The sequence below is a fragment of the Cupriavidus sp. 22TCCZM01-5 genome (genome assembly GCF_057798915.1).
In genome coordinates, this window is record NZ_JBYOJR010000030.1 from 21,784 (window position 1) to 38,000 (window position 16,217).

The following is a 16,217-nucleotide window of genomic DNA, read 5'->3' on the forward strand; positions in this document are numbered from 1 at the left end:
GTCCGAGACCGTCTCTTTGTCGAAATTTGGCTGGCGGCGTCATTTAGCAGAGCAGGTTCTTTCATCTTTTGGGTGGTAGATTCATTGGGCGGATGGAGTCGTCACAGAATAGGTATTCCTGTCCTGATGGCGTGTGCACTCCCTTGAGGTAGTCTGGGCGCTTGGATGCGCTAAATCGATCCCCCTTGATACCCGGTGGCAATTCCTTGCTCAGGTCGATACCCGGAATCAGTGGATATTGCTCCACGTAGTAATCATCCGATCCCCACTTTTCCGCTATGTAGATGCGGTCTGCCGTAGCAGCAATGATGTAGTTGGCAGAGTCCTGATAGGGACTCTGTGTATTGCGCATGTACCATTCCCCCTGGAACGTACGCCCACCGTCTGTGGAGTAAGCAAACGAGACCCGGCATCCCTTATCGGGGCACGCAAATTTTGGAGGGGTGGAATTCGGAATGACGATGTTCTGTCCGGTAGGATCAGCGTTGATCAGACGTCCGCGATAGTTCTCTTTGCTTGCCCACCCCAGTTTGGTACGAATGCCCTGGCGGGTGTCGTTGTAGTACGTCGTGCCATGATGACAATCGGAATAACTCTCCAGCGAGAAAAAGCGGTGATCGTCAATCTGGTAGATCACCTGCGGCGGCACGTCGTAGTTCCGCTCAATTTCCGGGGGATTCGCATTCTTTACAGCACACCCGGCGATCATTAGCATGGCGACAGCGCCCAGGATGTTTGCGCGCATCAGTGTCTCTCCCGCTTTTCCCGTTCGGCCTGTGCCCGCTCGATAGCGTCCGAGACTATCTCTTTGTCGACATAGGCTGTTGGCATGTCCGGCTTGAGCAATACGCCGTTCTCGAAATAGGCATCCGTGCATTGCGTCCAGTCCGCGTCCATCATCAAACCGCGCCAGAACGCACGGTCATCGAAGGACTCGCAGAAGCCTATGGGCAAGTCATAAGCTGCCACCCGTTGCATGAACTTTCTATTCATTGGGAGCGTGCTGTGGTCGGTGGGTTCAGCCTTGTGGTGTTTCAGCCGATTCCGGGCCTCTTCTACAGTTTCCTTCGTTCTCACCCGGCGACCGTCGTTGTAGATGTCCGCGCCGCGGTCCAGGTATTGCTCGGGTTCTTGGATCGACTCAAAGTAGGGATAATCCCGTTCAAGGTATTGGCCGGTGTCTGGGTCAGTAGCGCCCATCTCATTTACTAGTGGGTCCGTGACGGATACATCAAAACGCCGTGTTTCTTCAGCCGTCAACGGTTTCGGCACCTGTTCGGCGTTGATGGTCACCTTCTGGTTCGCGTGCGGCACGGCCCACAGCTTGACAGCGTTGAAGAACGGCCCCCGGTTACCGTCCCAAAACTCCTTGGGATGGTCCGGGTCGTAGAGCCTGCCGCCCTTCATGTCGGGGAGGGTGCCGTACGGCTTCTGGCCGGGCACGTCCCCGCACGGCGTCAAGCGCGCCAGCATGCGCTGCTTGACCGTATCCCCGAGCAGATCAATCAGCGTGTCATTGACACCCTGCCAGCCGATGCTTTGCAGCGAAGTCAATCCCATCACGCGGTCATGCGGGCTGAAATAGACATAGAGGCGGCCATGGTTGTCGCGCTCCTTGATCTCTAGCGTGATCTGGATATCCGGGTGCCACCGCTCGCCGTCCGGTCCTTTTCCGACCGCAAGCAATCCCTTGAGCCGGTCGTCCAGCATCCGCCGCTCACCCTTGATCCGGTTGGCGATATTGCAGAACGTTCGGACACGCGCCTCAGCGGTGGGCCGATTATTCCCGCACGCGGCAAAGTCCGTCGGCTTGTCATCCAGCGCGAACGGCGAGTTCATGACGAACAGCGCATCCGGGGCGCGCGTCTCGCACAAGGCCGTCGCGGCCATGGCGATCATCGTGCCCTGGCTGTGCGACATGATCGTCACCGTGTCATGCGGATAGCTGCTGCGAATCTTGTCAATCAGGTTCGCCAGCCGCTTGGCAGCATGCGGGTAGTAGTCCCGCAGCGGGGCGTTCTGCAACTGGCGCTCAGGCTCGGTGTTCAGCAACTGAAGATCCACAATACTCAGGATGGTCCGATCGAACCCCTTGTGGCTCCACATTTGCTGTAGGTTGTTGGTGCCGTTTTGGAACGCGCCGCCGCCCCAAAACCACGGCCCGGAATCATTCTCGGTGCGCTTCTGGAAGTCCACCCCCTTAAGGTTGCGCAGCGGCACCTTGTATCGGCCCTGATGCTCATCGGGCTCGCGGTAGCCCCAGTAGAAGCGGATGACGGGTGAATTGCCAGGTTCCTCAGAGTTATACCTTCGCTCGTGCATCTTCTTCTTATCGGGATCACGGTCGACATATTTGTTGGGCTTCAATTTGAAGTCCGTATCTTCGAGACCAAGGCGCTCGTTTAAACCGGCACACAACGCATCCTCAGCCGTGTCATACCACTCCCCTTCAGAGTTGACCCCATGCACGAAGATGACCACCCCCGGCATGTGCGGCGGAATTTGCGCTTCGGCCCGCACGCAGAAGCTCGTGGGGGTCAGGTACGACTCCCAGAACGGATTGCCATTCACGTCCCGCTGCATCGGCACCACTCGCGTCGCCTCTCTCCGCCAGTCTCGCGGCGGGGCCGTCGCCTCGTTGTCGGCATCCACCTCTGTACGTTCGCTATTGCTGTTCTCACTCATGTTCACAGCCCCAGTTTCACGCGCAGCAGTTCCATACCCTGCGCAATATCCCTGGCCAGCAGCGAGGTCTCGCCATCGGCATTGGTCACACCCTCGACAATCTGTCCATCAGCGAGCTTGATCCGGTAGGCGCGGTTGGCTGCCGGTTCGCCACTGATGGCATCGGTCAGCACGAAACGCTCATCGTGTGAAAGGTCTGTCCGCCCGAACCTGGGTAGCGGCAATGACAGCGAGCCCGGCCCCGACTTCTGCAACTCGATCATCTTCAGGATGAGATGGCCGGCGCCGCCGATCTCCACGTTGTCGCCTTGCACCTTCACATAGGCGCTGCCGCCACCGCTCAGGATGACGCCGTTCCGGGCATTGGCGGTCAGCGTGCCGCTGGCACTGGTCAACTGCATGTTCTTGTCCGACACAAGCTCCATCGCATCGGACTGGGCCTGAATCAGTACCTTGCCCTTGGCCGCCAACAGCTTGATGCCGAGTTTGTGCGCGAACAGCGACAACACCTCGCCCGCCGTGATGGCGACATTGCGCAAGGCGCTGACATGAAGCCATGCCGCGGTCTTGATGCCGATATCCTTGCCCGCCGACAGGGCAATGCGCTCGGGCGTGGCGGCAGCAATACCCGCCGGCGCCGACAGCACCATGGCCGCCTGTTTCAGTTCCCCGACGCTCTCTTTGAGCCACCGGTTCTCCGCCCGTAGGTCAGCCACTTCCGCCATGGCAACCCGCGCGGCCTCTGCCAGTCCTTGTGCATGGGCCATCGCCAGTTCGAACTGGTTCATGGCGGCGGCCATGTCCACCTGGTGGCCATTGGCGCGCTCCTGCTTGTCAGCCGATAACAGCAGACCCGCGCCGCCGCGCACGCTGCCCTTGAGATCGGTGCGCAGCTCGAAGCCTTCGCCCCGTTTCTTCTTCCTGTGATCCACCAGGTAGCCGAGATTGAGCTGCGTCTTGCCGCCGTATTCCGTAGACAGCTTGATGCTTTCCTGTCCCTGCCAGTCCTCCATGCGCAGCTTGTTGTTGCTCTGCGTGCGGATCACGTTCCGCGACAGCCACCGGTCCTGGTTCGTGATCGGGTCCGGATGCTGGCTGTTGTGCTGCACGCTGGCGATGTACGGCTTGTTCGGGTTGCCATCGCGGAAGGCCACGTCCACGTAGGTGCCGTCTACGAGAGGAAAGTGGAAGCCCGTCTGCAACGCCCCGGCGAACGGCTTGGCCAGGCGCAGGGGGACGCTTTCCCCGCCGTTGGGCCACGCGTCAAAGTCGAAATCGAAGCGGACGACGTAGTGTCCGTTCTGCGTCAGGTAAGCGTACTTGTACTGGCCCGGCGAGGTGACGCGGGCGCTCAGCGTGCCGGCGATCCGCGGCCACTTGTCTTCGGCCAGTGGCAGGCGGAAGCGCCGCTCCGAGGGGATGGCCCGGTAGCGGTTGCGGTACGCGGCATCGCGCGCGCCGGTGTGGATGACTTCGGTGACAACCTGCCCGTTGGGCGCGTCGGGCAGCGCGAGGTCCATGCGCAGGATGCGCGCCGGACACAGCGCCAGCACATTGCTCTCGCCCGCATAGACCAGTTGCCCGGCCAGCTCCGCCTCGTGGCGCAGTTGCGCCTCCCACCTGGCGTCGTCGAAGTCCAGGTGGTTCGTGCCGTAGACATAGGACTGGCCGTAGGTCGTCTTTTCCTTGCGCGCGACGTTGGCCTCGCCGGTGGGGCGCTCCCACGCCTTGTCGGGATTGAAGTCCGCCACCCGGAACGATTCGGGGATCGTCCTGGCATGGGTCTTGATCGAGAACACCGTCTCCTGGCCCGACTCCAGTCCCGCCGTCTCGCGGTACGGCACGCGCAGTTCCGGCTGGTAGAGGTAGTGGTCGATGTCGTCGCCGAACACGACCATCTCGCCGAACTTGCCCGGGGTGAAATAGCAGTACAGGCCCTCCTGCTCCATCAGCAGCCGGATATAGTCCCAGTCCGAGACGCCGTACTGCATGCGCAACTTGTGTTGCGGATACTGGCGTCGCGTCCTGAAGATGAACTGATGGCCCTTGAGATCATGGCGGCGCAGGATTGCCTCGATAATCTGCGGCGCGGTCTGCTGCTGGTAGATGCGGCTGGCGCGCGTGAGCCTGAGCCGCGCGACCAGCGGCTCGACCACAATCTCGTAGCCGTAAAAGTCACGCGTCTGGCAGGTTTCGCTGAAGTGCGTGATGCAGCCGGCGAACTTGCGCGGCTCGCTGCCGTCTGCGGGATCGATCAGGAATGTGGCGTCGCGGTTGAGGTAGTCGGCCCGGTCGAGCGCCAGCGGGTGCGTGAGCTGGATGGTGACGGTGTAGGGCTCGCCCAGCCGCTCCACCGCCTCGAAGGACACCACCGACAACGCCGCGGCGCTGGCCGTGCCGGGCACTTCAAGATGGTATGCCTGTTGCCCGGTGATCAGCCCATCGGGCGCGCGGGCGCCGGTTGACCTGGGATCGTCAAAACCTTCCGCCATTTTTGTTCCCTCCGCTTTTGCTGTGCCGTTACGCCTGGCGCTTCGTGCCAGGCTGAACAGTCACCGTCGTAACCGGACGATGACGGCCTATCCTGCGCAGCAATCACTACGCCCGATTTGATCGGGCGCATCAATCCGTGTAGAAGCATGTGAGGGACATTGCCAGCGCTGAACTGCGTGATTCGCAAGCATGGCGAGCGCTTTCTGCAATCGGACTTGGAGAAATCCGAGTTCACTGGTGGGGAAATTTGCGTTATCCAGTGCAAGCGCTCAGAAGGACCTGAGGTACGTTGTTTAGGCGTACAGGTACATGCGGCATCCCCTGCTCCGTTCGCCTGCCACAGGGCCGCGACGCGGAACAGGGGAGCCATCGATTTCACCGCCGTGCCGGCTCCAGCCCCACCGGCTGCGCATCCGCCGCGACCGTGCGATTAGCCAGCCCAAGCACCACCTGCAGCGCGAACGACACGGCACCGACGATAAACACCACGTCGCCAAACGTGCGCACCCAGCGCAGGGTCTGCAGGATCGGTTGCTGCATGAACGCTTCGCTGCGCGAGTACCAGGTACCGTATTCCACGCTGGCCAGGAACTGGATGATGCCGATCGGCAGCAGGCTGGTGCTGATCATCAGCACGAGGCCGGCGTTCAGGCCCCAGAACGCGGTCTTCATCAGGGACGGGCTCAGGCGGCAGGCCGGACGCACGTAGCGCAGCACCAGCAGCGTGAAGCCGAGCGCGAGGAAACCATACACCCCGAACAGCGCGGCGTGCGCATGCACTGGCGTAGTGTTCTGGCCCTGGATGTAGTACAGCGAGATCGGCGGGTTGATCATGAAGCCGAAGACGCCGGCGCCAAGCATGTTCCAGAACGCCACCGCGACGAAGCACATCAGCGGCCACTTCAGGTCGGCCATCCACGGCGCGCGGTCCTTCAGGCGCCAGTTGTCCCACGCTTCATGACCCAGCACGATCAGCGGCACCACTTCCAGCGCGCTGAACGCGGCACCGACCGCCATCACCGGCGTGGTGGTGCCAGCAAAGTACAGGTGGTGGAACGTGCCCGGAATGCCGCCGAGCATGAACAGCGATGCCGATGCCAGGCTCGCGGCCGTCGCCATCGGGCGCGACACGAGACCAAGCGTGCAGAACACAAAGGCCAGGGCCGTGGTGGCGAACACTTCGAAGAAGCCCTCCACCCACAGGTGGACGACCCACCAGCGCCAGTATTCCATCACCGTCAGGCTGGTGCGCTCGCCGTAGGCCAGGCCCGCGCCGTAGAACAGGCCGATGGCAACCACGGACGACGTGAGCAGCGCCAGCAGGTTCTTGTCGCCGCCGCGCGAACGCAGCGCCGGCCAGATACCGCGCATCATCAGCACGAGCCAGATCACGATGCCCGCGAACTTGCCGATCTGCCACAGGCGGCCCAGGTCCACGTACTCATAGCCCTGGTGGCCCAGCCAGAAGTTCAGGTTCGGCGGCAGGATCTGCGCGATGGCCAGGTAGTTGCCCGTGAACGAGCCGACCACCACGATCACCAGCGCCCAGAACAGGATGTCCACGCCCAGGCGCTGGAACTTCGGGTCCTTGCCGCCGTTGATCAGCGGTGCCAGGAACAGGCCCGCTGCCAGGAAGCCCGTGGCGATCCAGAACAGCGCGCTCTGAATGTGCCAGGTGCGCACCAGCGAATACGGGAACCATTGCGAGACATCGATACCGTAGAACTTCTGCCCTTCCACCGTGTAGTGCGCGGTGAAGCCGCCCAGAAACACCTGGAACACAAACAGCGCAACCACCAGGAACAGGTACTTGCCGAGCGCGCGTTGCGACGGCGTAAGCGCCACGGCCAGCAGCGGATCACGCGTCGGGGCATGCGGCAGGTCCTCTTCCTGCCCGCGCAGGAACGCCCAGGCCCACACCAGCAGGCCGACGCCGGCGAGCAGCACCACCACGCTGACGACCGACCACACCACGTTTTCGCTGGTCGGCTGGTTGCCGATCAGCGGCTCATGCGGCCAGTTGTTGGTATAGGTGGCTTCGTGCCCTGGACGCGCAGTGGACGCGGCCCATGCCGTCCAGAAGAAGAAACGCGTGAGCTGCGCGCGGCGTTCGGCGCTGGGCAGCGTGTTCTCCTTCATCGCGAAATGCTCGCGGCTCGTGTGCAGGTCGGCCGAGTCCGAGAACAGGCGATCGTAGTAGTCCGCGGTCTGTGCCATGGCCTGCGCACGGCGCGGCGACACGGTCAGCACGCCGGTCTGCGGATCGGCATGGTTGCCGCGGTACTCGGCGCGCAATTGCTCGCGCAGCCCGGCTTGTGCCGCGCCGTCGAGCTTCGCATACGGCCGGCCGTACTGCTGCTGCGCAGCCAGGTCCAGCCACGCGGTCAGCTCGCGGTGCAGCCAGTCGGCGGTCCAGTCCGGCGCCTGGTAGGCGCCGTGGCCCCAGATGGAGCCAAGCTGCATGCCGCCGACCGATTGCCACGCGGTCTGGCCGTCGAGGATGTCCTCGCCGGTGAAGAGCGTGCGGCCGTCGCTGACCACCACCTTGGCAGGCGTCGGCGGCGCTTGCCGGTAAACCTCGACACCGTAGTAGCCGAGCAGGGAGAACGTGACCGCCAGCACGGCGATCAGCAGAAACCAGAGTCTGCGATAGGGACCCATGATAAGGCTCGCTTTAATGGGAATGTGTTGGCGTTGGCTCAGTCGTTCGCGGCCTGCGCGGTGGCCGGCTCGAACAAGATGTTGTTTTCCAGGTGGATGTGTTCCATCAGGTCTTCGCGCAGCGTGCGCAGGCCGAGGTACAGCGCCCGCCAGGTGTTGCACGCCGCGCGCGGCAGCGTGATGTCGTTGGTCAGCGTGGCCAGGCGCTGCAGGGCTTCGCCGTGGTCGTCATGCTCCATGCGCATCACCGTAATCGGCGCCGTCGCGGCGGCCTGCAGCCCGCGTGCCAGCATCGGGAACAGCACCTGCTCTTCCTTCTGCATATGCGCTTCCAGTTCGTCGCGCATGACCACGAGATGATCGGCCAGGCCAACAGGGCAATCCGGCCGGTCTCCATGCACATGCTCGACACGGCGGGCCAGGCGGATCAGTTCGGGTAGTTGCTCGCGATGGCGCTCGTGGAAGCGCGTCAGGATATGGGCGATCAGCGAGGCCGGCGGCACGGCGCCCCAGTCGGTCTGCACCGGTTCGCTGTCGCGCTGCAAAGTCTGCAGGCGGGTTTCGATGGCTTCGGCATCCAGGCCCTTGGCGGCCGCGGCATCGCGCAGCGTCTGCTTGCCTCCGCAGCAGAAGTCGAGGTCATAGTCGTGGAAGATGCCCGTGGCACCCGGAATACGGCGGGCCAGCTGGCCCAGAGGCTGGTCTTGCAAGCGCATGATGTGCTCCTTCTCGAATGGTTTGCACATCACTATCGCGAGTATCGTGCCAGTTTTTATTTCTTGAAAATCAATTAGTTAAAAAAATCACGGTAAAATTCACCCATCCTATGTGTGGGTGTTTTCTACCCTTAAAGGTATTTATGACCCTAAACCAACGGGACATCTATACGGAACTGCTGGCGGATGTGGTCGCCGACCTGCCGCACGCGGTGCGCCTGCAGCGGCTGGTCAGCGCACTGCGCGCGCACTTCGGCTGTGGCGCCGTGGCCTTGCTGCGGCTCGAAGAAGAACACCTGCGGCCCGTGGCCGTGGACGGGCTGGTGCGCGATGCACTTGGCCGCCGCTTTGCGGTCGGCCTGCACCCGCGGCTTGGCGCGATCCTGGCGCGGCGCGGCGTCACGTGCTTCCACCATGACAGCGCGCTGCCCGACCCCTATGACGGCCTGATCGACGAGCACGTGGGCGAGCCGCTGCCCGTGCATGACTGCATGGGCATCAGCCTGGAACAGGACGGCCGCGTCTGGGGCGTGCTGACGCTCGATGCATTGCAGGTAGGCACCTTCGACGATACCGCGCAGGCCGCGCTCGAGGGGCTCACGCTGCTGGTCGAAAGCGCCATCCGCACCACGCGGCTGGAGGCTGAAATCCGCGCGCTGCAACTATCGCGCGGCAAGACCCCCGACAACGAGCTGCCAGCCGACGAGAGCGAGATCGTCGGCCAGAGCGAGGCCATCACCGGGCTGCTGCATGAACTGGACGTGGTGGCCGATTCGGAGCTGCCGGTGCTGCTGCTCGGCGAGACCGGCGTCGGCAAGGAGCTGTTCGCGCACCGGCTGCATCGCCTGTCGCGCCGGCGCGAGCGCCCGCTGGTCCACGTGAACTGCGCCGCGCTGCCGGAATCGCTCGCGGAAAGCGAGCTGTTCGGGCACGTCAAGGGCGCGTTCTCGGGCGCCACGGGCGAGCGGCCCGGCCGCTTCGAGGCCGCCGACGGCGGCACGCTGTTCCTCGATGAAGTGGGCGAGCTGCCGCTGGCGATCCAGGCCAAGCTGCTGCGCACGCTGCAAAACGGCGAGATCCAGCGCCTGGGCTCGGACAAGCCGCGCCGCGTCGACGTGCGCGTGATCGCCGCCACCAACCGCAACCTGCGCGAGCATGTGCGCGACGGCTCGTTCCGCGCGGACCTGTACCACCGGCTGTCGGTCTACCCAATCCCGATTCCCCCGCTGCGCGAGCGTGGCAACGATGTACTGCTGCTGGCGGGGCGCTTCCTGGAACTGAACCGCGCGCGGCTCGGCATGCGCAGCCTGCGCCTGTCGCCGGCCGCGCAGGACGCGCTGCGCCGCTACCGCTGGCCCGGCAATGTGCGCGAGCTCGAGCATGTGGTCAGCCGCGCGGCGCTGCGCTCCGTGAGCCGCGGCGCCAACCGCAATGACATCGTGACGCTGGAGCCCGACCTGCTCGACCTGGACAGCCTGGCGGCGCCGTCCGATGCATCGGCGCCCGTTGCGCATGTCGCGGAGACCGAGCGCCACCCGGTGGCACTGCCTGCCGGTGCCACGCTGCGCGACGCTGTCGAGCAAACCCAGCGCGACTGCATCGACCAGGCGCTGCGCGCGCACCACGGCAACTGGGCCCAGGCCGCGCGCCAGCTCGGCATCGACGCCAGCAACCTGCACAAGCTGGCTAAGCGGCTTGGGTGCAAGTAGGCGGCTCCGGTAAGACGGTGCGCAAGCCGCCTGCCCGCCTCAACGATGCCGCGTCTCCGGCGCCGCCACGCCCAGCCCGGCAGCGAGCCGCGATACCAGCGGTTCCAGCCATGGCGGCCTCGGCGCGGCGTCCAGCCAGTACTTCACTTCAAGCCCCAGTGCGGTATCACCGCTGATCACCAGCTTGCGCTGGAAGAAGAGCGTGTCGGTGTCGCACTGCCCCGCCAGCAGGCGTAGATAGTCGGGCACGCGGGCCCGCAACGTCAGTTCGGGCTCACCGGCGCCGCGGCCGGTCGTACGGAAACGCCCCTGCTCGCAACGAAATGGCACATCCAGGCCGAGATCCTCCACGGTCAGCAGGAAGGTGTGCCCGTCCAGCGCGGCGGGCGGCTCCAGCCACCCGGCGCGCCGCGCCAGCTCCAGTGCCGAGACCAGCGGCATGGCGCGCGCACGGGCAGGCATGCGCCGATGCACGCGGGCCAGCAGTCCTTGCAGCGCGCTCATGGCCGGTCCTCCCACGCAATGCCGGGACGTCCATGCCAGTACCCGTTGCATGGTTGCGCGCCGGCCGGCACCACGCCGCTCGGCCCAGGCGCACGTTCGCCGGCGCGGATCGCCGCCAGCGCGGCCACCGCCTCGATCGTCCCCGTCGAATGCGGGCTCACACGCAACATGTCGACACCCATGTGCGCCATCGCCTGCGCCTGGTCGCACAGATCCAGGCACGTCGCCGACTGGGTCTGGATGCCGTTGAGCGTAAAAAAGGCCTGCCCCTCGCCCGTGGCGGCAACCAGGCCGTCCGGATAGTCGAGGCAACGGAATTCGCACGCATCCTTGCGCAGCCGATGGTGGCGCGCAGTGAAGCAGCGCGCCGAGAACGCCAGCGGCATGCGGCCCCAGGCCAGCACTTCCAGTGCCACGCCGGCGCAGCGCCCCGCCGACAGCGCGGCCAGCGTGGCGCCGTCCATCTCGACCGGCACCACGCAGCCCCGGGCGCCAAGGCTGGCCAGCCACGCGAGCGTGTCCGCGTGATAGACGTTCAGATGCGGGCCGCCGATGAACGGGCGCCCGCCCATGCAACGCACCGCGCCGACATCGTTGGCCTCGACCAGGTAGTCGTCCTGTTCGCAGACGCGGCGCATGCAGGCGATATCGGTGTCGGACTCGATCAGCACCGGCGTGGACAGCACCACTTCCTTGCCGGCTTCGCGCAGCATCTGCGCGATCTCGAGCCAGTGCGCATGGCGCAGTTCGTGGCGGCGCGTGCATACGGTCTCGCCAAGGTAGACGCGATCGACGGCCGATCCGGCGACGTCGGCATAGAACTGCATCACCGCCGTGCGCGGCCAGTAGTACAGCAACGGTCCCAGCGCAATGCCGAACCTGGCCGCGCCGCGTGTGGAGGTTTCCCGCATGAATGGCTCCGTGGTTGGAATTGCCGCGCTCATCGCCACGGCCGGTCGTAGGCGCCCTGTGTCACCTGGTCGCCTTCGGCATGGCGGCCGAGCGTGCCCTGCCATTCCTGGCGCGGCGTAAAACGCGCGGGCTCGGCGCAGGCGGCGTCGATCGCGGCGCGCAGCACGCCCACCACGTCCGCCACATAGCGCGGGCTGCGCTGGCGGCCTTCGATCTTGATCGCGGCGATGCCGATATCGAGCAGCGCCGGCAGCAGTGACAGCGCGTTGAGGCTGGTGGGCTCTTCCAGCACGTAGCCGCGCTCGCCCTCGACCTCGAAGCGCCCCTTGCACAGCGTGGGATATCCGGCAGGCTCGCCGGGCGCGTAGCTGTCGATGAGGATGCCCGACAGGCGAGCATGCATGGTGCCGTCCTGCTCGGTCCAGCGCACCGCGTGCGCGGGCGAGCAGACGCCCTTGTTATTGGGGGAATCCCCCGTGGCATAGGAGGACAGCAGGCAGCGGCCCTCCGCCATGACGCACAGGCTGCCGAAGCCGAACACTTCCAGCTCCACGCTGGTCTGCCGCGCCAGCTTGCCGATCTGCGCGAGCGAGAGCACGCGCGGCAGCACCACGCGCCTGATATTGAAGCGCTCGCGCATCAGCTCGATGGCATCGGCATGCGTGGTGGAACCCTGCACCGACAAGTGCAGCCGCAGTTGCGGGTGCCGCTGGCTCGCGTAGGCCATCAACCCCGCGTCGGCCATGATGACCGCGTCGGCGCCGAGGTCCGCGGCCGCATCGACGGCACGGTGCCACCTGGCCACCTCCCCCATCTGCGGGAAGGTGTTGATGGCGAACAGCACCTCCGCGTGGCGCGCATGCGCTTCGGCCACGCCGGTGCGAATATCGGCCTCGGTGAAATTGAGCCCGCCGAAGTTGCGGGCATTGGTGGCGTCGCGCAGGCCCAGGTAGACGGCATCGGCGCCATGCTCCAGCGCCGCGCGCAGCGCTGTCAGCGAACCGGCGGGCGCGACCAGTTGCGGTGGGCGCGCCCGTACGGAAGATGAGGTTGTCATGTCGGAGGCGCCGCTTGCGCGGCGCGGGAATTCGGCCAGCGCAGATGCTAGCGAGCCACTTGACGTGTGGACTTGACCATGCGCAAACCGCGCCGCAACGCCTTGCTGCATAGACCGGTCGGCCTACGCCATTGGTGCAGGCGGTGGCGCCCCATTGACCTGCGGCAAACGCCAGCGCCGGACGCTGTGCCACGCTTGGCCGTTCGTGCGCGGCCCGATATCGCGGGCCGCACGCAGTTCCCAACAAGCGAGACCATCATGACAGAACACTGGCTGAAACTGGCCGGGCGCCGGCTGCTGCCGATCGTCCAGGGCGGCATGGGCATCGGCATTTCCGCGCACCGCCTGGCGGGTACCGTGGCCGCGCACAACGGCGTGGGCACCATTGCCAGCATCGACCTGCGCCACCATCATCCCGACCTGCTCGCGCAGACGCGCGGCACGCGCGACAAGGCACGCATCGAGGCCATCAACCTCGTGGCGCTTGATCGCGAGATCCAGGGCGCGCGCGCGTTGTCCGGCGGACGCGGCCTGGTCGCCGTCAACGTGATGAAGGCCGTCGGCTCGCACGCGCAGCTGGTGCGCCAGGCCTGCGAAAGCGGCGCCGATGCCATCGTCATGGGCGCGGGCCTCCCGCTGGATCTGCCGGAACTGACCGCGAACCACCCGAAAGTCGCGCTGATCCCGATCCTGTCGGAAGCACGCGGCATCGGCCTGGTGCTGCGCAAGTGGATGAAGAAGGGGCGGCTGCCCGACGCCATCGTGGTCGAACACCCGGCCCATGCGGGCGGGCATCTGGGCGCGCCCGCCATCCAGGACCTTGGCGAGGAGCGCTTTTCGTTTGCGCGCGTGCTGACCGAATGCCGCGAGCTGTTCCAGACGCTCGGGCTCGCGTGGGACAGCATTCCGCTGATCCTGGCGGGCGGCATCAACAGCCATGCCAAGGTGCGCCACTGGCTCGGCGAAGGCGCTGCCGCGGTGCAGCTCGGCACCGCCTTTGCCGTCACGGAGGAATGCGACGCGCATCCGGCCTTTAAGCAGGTACTGGCCACCGCCCGCCCGGAGGACCTGCGCGAGTTCACCAGCGTGGCGGGCCTGCCGGCGCGCGCCGTGCTCACGCCGTGGCTGTCGCGCTACCTGTCGAGCGAAAGCCGCCTGCAGCGCCGTGCCAAGCCCCGCGACTGCCTGGAAGGCTTTGACTGCCTGCACGCCTGCGGCCTGCGCGACGGCGTGTCACGCATCGGCCAGTTCTGCATCGACCTGAAGCTGGCGCAGGCCGTGCGCGGCGACGTGGAGCGCGGGCTGTTCTTCCGCGGCAAGGGCACGCTGCCATTCGGCGAAGCGATCCGCCCGGTGGCGGACCTGCTCCACTACCTGCTCACCGGCGAAAAGCCTGCCGCGATGGCCGCACCGGCCATCGTCGCCACCGCGGCCACCGTCGCCGCATGAGCGGCGGCCGGGGCGTCCGCGCGTGACGCATCGTCAGCCAGGCGCCCCAGCCCATCGGTATCGAGCAGGAAGATCTTGCCGCGCTCGAGCCGCACCAGTTTCTCGGCGCAGAAGCGGCTGACCACGCGCGACAAGGTTTCAGGCGTGATGCCGAGCTTGGAGGCCATCACGCGCTGCGTGCAGGCCAGCCATGTGCGCCGTCCCGCGCGCGCCTCATCGCACAGGAATCCGGCCACGCGCTGCAAGGCGTTGTGCAGGCTCGTGGCCTCGATATCGCGCATCAGCGCATGCAGGCGGCTGGACAGGTTGCGCAGCAGGCGCGCCGACAGCAACGGGTCGCGCGACACCGCGTCCCAAAGCACGGCGCTCCCGATGCAGAGCACGGTAGTGCGCGTCATCGCCTGGCAGTCGGCGGGCTGCGGCGCGTCCATGAACAGCACATCCTCGCCAAAGGCCGCACGGGGGCCAAAGACTTCGATGGCCCGCTCCGCGCCTTTGGCGCCGCCGGCCGCAGCGGGCAGCGAAAGCTTTACCAGCCCGTCCATCACGATGAACAGTCCGCGGCACGGTTCGCCGCGGCGAAACAGGAACTCGCCCTTGTGCAGGCGCCGCTGCGTGGCCGCGCCGGCGATCGCGTCCAGCACGCGGGCATCGACGCCGCGGAACAGCGGCAAGCTGTCGAGCATCTCGATCTCAGCCATGGTGAACTCCTTGCGCAAGCGGCTTGCGCGGCGGCAGCCCGCCGCGCGCACGCATGGCGCGCATGCATCGCATTGCCTTCAGCAACTGCAGCCCGAGCCAGCCATTGGCGAGCGCAAACGCCACGCCGCCGGCGCGCGCCAGCCATGCCGGCGCAAGCGGCAATGCCAGCAGCATCGCGAAGGCAGCCAGCAGCAGCCAGGCCTGTCGCCGCTGGGCAGACGGCGTGATGATGGCCTGCATGGCCGGCACGCGCGCGCGCGGCGGCAGCAGCCGGCGCAGGTGCAGCCATACCAGGAAAGGAACGATCTTGCCGAGCATGGCGGTCACGGGCACCACGCCGCCGCCGACCAGCGCCAGCGTGCCGGTCCACCATGACAGCACCGCGTGCCACGGCTCCGGTGCCAGCGGCAGGACCGCCGCGAACAGCGCCGCGGCCAGCATGCTCGCCGCGGCAACCGGCCACAGCATCCAGACCGGATCATGGCGGCGCCGCGCGCGCAGCGTGGCCCGCAGTCCGATTCCGGCCACCAGCGCCGCAAACAGCAGCCACGGCAAGAGGCCCCAGCGTGCGAGCGCGCCATCTGGCCGCGCCACCACCAGCACGCTGAATGCCAGCAGGGGCAACCAGTGCCCGAGCGGCAGCCAGCGCTCCAGCCAGCGCGGCTGGCGCGGCGCCTGCCAGAACATCGGCAGCACCGTGGTCGCCACCCCGGTCACCAGTGCGGCCAGCCACCCGCCCAGGCCCCAGGTCACATGCAGCGCCAGCCACTGCGACGGCGGCACCACCCACAGCCCGCCGAACCAGCCCGCCAGGGCTGCGCCGAGCAGTCCGGTCACCGCCAGCGGCATGCCGATACCGGCCAGCGTGCGCGTGGTGGCATCCACCGCGGCGACCCGCCGCCCAGCCAGCAGCAGCAAGCCCCCCGCGAGCGGCAAGAGCAGGCCGCCGGTCGCCGCGGCAACGCGGAACGGTGCGGGGCCGCCACCGAGAAAGCCCGCGGCCAGCGCACCGGCCGTCGTGCCGCCTGCCAGCGCCACCAGCGGTGCGAGGCCGCCCGAGCCCGGCACCGCCACGCCAGCCACCACCGGCATCATCTGGAACAAGGCGCCGAGCATGACCGGCAGCAGCATGCCGAGCGCCAGCACATGCACGGCCGCAAGCGCCAGCGGCGCGAACCTGTCGGGCAGGCCGGCCACGGGGCCAAGCGCGAGCAGCAAGCCCGCGGCGGCCCCCAGCCAGGGCGCCGGCATCACGCAACCGAACACCACGCCGGGACGCGGCGCGCGTTCGTAGTCGAGGCTGGCGGCTTTCAAGGTGGCGTTCCCTTT

The 16,217-nt window shown here is 66.3% G+C and carries 12 protein-coding genes; 2 read left to right on the plus strand and 10 right to left on the minus strand.

What is annotated here, in order from left to right; translation table 11 throughout:
• Nucleotides 1-61: 61 nt before the first annotated feature.
• From AC3FNH_RS23860 to ytfE, 5 genes are all read right to left on the minus strand, one after another.
• Nucleotides 62-745 carry a T6SS immunity protein Tli3 family protein gene (locus tag AC3FNH_RS23860; protein ID WP_488721782.1) on the minus strand — a complete coding sequence of 228 codons (684 nt, stop codon included), beginning with the start codon at nt 743-745 and terminating at the stop codon, nt 62-64.
• Nucleotides 745-2,685 (minus strand): T6SS effector phospholipase Tle3 domain-containing protein, encoded by a 1,941-nt coding sequence (locus AC3FNH_RS23865; protein ID WP_488721783.1) that lies wholly within the window; start codon nt 2,683-2,685, stop codon nt 745-747. The genes AC3FNH_RS23860 and AC3FNH_RS23865 overlap by 1 nt, the downstream gene beginning before the upstream one ends.
• Nucleotides 2,686-2,687: 2 nt before the next feature.
• Nucleotides 2,688-5,177, minus strand: a complete 2,490-nt coding sequence (locus AC3FNH_RS23870; RefSeq protein ID WP_488721784.1) for a type VI secretion system Vgr family protein — start codon at nt 5,175-5,177, stop codon at nt 2,688-2,690.
• 376 nt (nt 5,178-5,553) lie between these two features.
• Nucleotides 5,554-7,839 (minus strand): nitric-oxide reductase large subunit, encoded by a 2,286-nt coding sequence (locus AC3FNH_RS23875; protein WP_488721785.1) that lies wholly within the window; start codon nt 7,837-7,839, stop codon nt 5,554-5,556.
• Between the two features lie 38 nt (nt 7,840-7,877).
• Nucleotides 7,878-8,555: an iron-sulfur cluster repair protein YtfE gene (gene ytfE / locus AC3FNH_RS23880; RefSeq protein WP_488721786.1), complete on the minus strand. Its 678-nt coding sequence runs from the start codon at nt 8,553-8,555 to the stop codon at nt 7,878-7,880.
• 143 nt (nt 8,556-8,698) lie between these two features.
• On the opposite strand from ytfE, the gene norR reads away from it, so the two are divergent.
• Nucleotides 8,699-10,264, plus strand: coding sequence for a nitric oxide reductase transcriptional regulator NorR (gene norR / locus AC3FNH_RS23885; RefSeq protein WP_488721787.1), 1,566 nt, complete (start codon nt 8,699-8,701; stop codon nt 10,262-10,264).
• A 39-nt stretch (nt 10,265-10,303) separates the two neighbouring features.
• Here norR and ubiT read toward each other — a convergent pair whose 3' ends face one another.
• Genes ubiT through ubiU form a run of 3 tightly spaced genes read right to left on the minus strand, consistent with a single transcriptional unit; the run spans nt 10,304 to nt 12,737 of the window.
• Nucleotides 10,304-10,768, minus strand: a complete 465-nt coding sequence (gene ubiT, locus AC3FNH_RS23890; protein ID WP_488721788.1) for a ubiquinone anaerobic biosynthesis accessory factor UbiT — start codon at nt 10,766-10,768, stop codon at nt 10,304-10,306.
• Nucleotides 10,765-11,679, minus strand: a complete 915-nt coding sequence (locus tag AC3FNH_RS23895) for a U32 family peptidase (protein WP_488721789.1) — start codon at nt 11,677-11,679, stop codon at nt 10,765-10,767. Before AC3FNH_RS23895 ends, ubiT begins: the two co-directional genes overlap by 4 nt.
• 29 nt (nt 11,680-11,708) lie before the next feature.
• Complete coding sequence (gene ubiU, locus AC3FNH_RS23900; RefSeq protein ID WP_488721790.1) at nt 11,709-12,737, minus strand: ubiquinone anaerobic biosynthesis protein UbiU; 1,029 nt, start codon at nt 12,735-12,737, stop codon at nt 11,709-11,711.
• 258 nt (nt 12,738-12,995) lie between these two features.
• On the opposite strand from ubiU, the gene AC3FNH_RS23905 reads away from it, so the two are divergent.
• The gene (locus AC3FNH_RS23905) at nt 12,996-14,186 is read left to right on the plus strand and encodes an NAD(P)H-dependent flavin oxidoreductase (protein ID WP_276102393.1); all 1,191 of its coding nucleotides are present in this window, start codon (nt 12,996-12,998) and stop codon (nt 14,184-14,186) included.
• Here AC3FNH_RS23905 and AC3FNH_RS23910 read toward each other — a convergent pair.
• Nucleotides 14,108-14,887 carry a Crp/Fnr family transcriptional regulator gene (locus AC3FNH_RS23910; RefSeq protein WP_488721791.1) on the minus strand — a complete coding sequence of 260 codons (780 nt, stop codon included), beginning with the start codon at nt 14,885-14,887 and terminating at the stop codon, nt 14,108-14,110. The genes AC3FNH_RS23905 and AC3FNH_RS23910 overlap by 79 nt on opposite strands.
• Nucleotides 14,880-16,202, minus strand: a complete 1,323-nt coding sequence (locus AC3FNH_RS23915) for a hypothetical protein (protein ID WP_488721792.1) — start codon at nt 16,200-16,202, stop codon at nt 14,880-14,882. Before AC3FNH_RS23915 ends, AC3FNH_RS23910 begins: the two co-directional genes overlap by 8 nt.
• Nucleotides 16,203-16,217 lie beyond the last annotated feature (15 nt).

Coding starts and splice junctions, on each gene's coding strand:
- AC3FNH_RS23860 (WP_488721782.1), bottom strand. CDS start 745: ATGCGCGCAAACATCCTGGGCGCTGTCGCCATGCTAATGATCGCCGGG.
- AC3FNH_RS23865 (WP_488721783.1), bottom strand. CDS start 2,685: ATGAGTGAGAACAGCAATAGCGAACGTACAGAGGTGGATGCCGACAAC.
- AC3FNH_RS23870 (WP_488721784.1), bottom strand. CDS start 5,177: ATGGCGGAAGGTTTTGACGATCCCAGGTCAACCGGCGCCCGCGCGCCC.
- AC3FNH_RS23875 (WP_488721785.1), bottom strand. CDS start 7,839: ATGGGTCCCTATCGCAGACTCTGGTTTCTGCTGATCGCCGTGCTGGCG.
- ytfE (WP_488721786.1), bottom strand. CDS start 8,555: ATGCGCTTGCAAGACCAGCCTCTGGGCCAGCTGGCCCGCCGTATTCCG.
- norR (WP_488721787.1), top strand. CDS start 8,699: ATGACCCTAAACCAACGGGACATCTATACGGAACTGCTGGCGGATGTG.
- ubiT (WP_488721788.1), bottom strand. CDS start 10,768: ATGAGCGCGCTGCAAGGACTGCTGGCCCGCGTGCATCGGCGCATGCCT.
- AC3FNH_RS23895 (WP_488721789.1), bottom strand. CDS start 11,679: ATGCGGGAAACCTCCACACGCGGCGCGGCCAGGTTCGGCATTGCGCTG.
- ubiU (WP_488721790.1), bottom strand. CDS start 12,737: ATGACAACCTCATCTTCCGTACGGGCGCGCCCACCGCAACTGGTCGCG.
- AC3FNH_RS23905 (WP_276102393.1), top strand. CDS start 12,996: ATGACAGAACACTGGCTGAAACTGGCCGGGCGCCGGCTGCTGCCGATC.
- AC3FNH_RS23910 (WP_488721791.1), bottom strand. CDS start 14,887: ATGGCTGAGATCGAGATGCTCGACAGCTTGCCGCTGTTCCGCGGCGTC.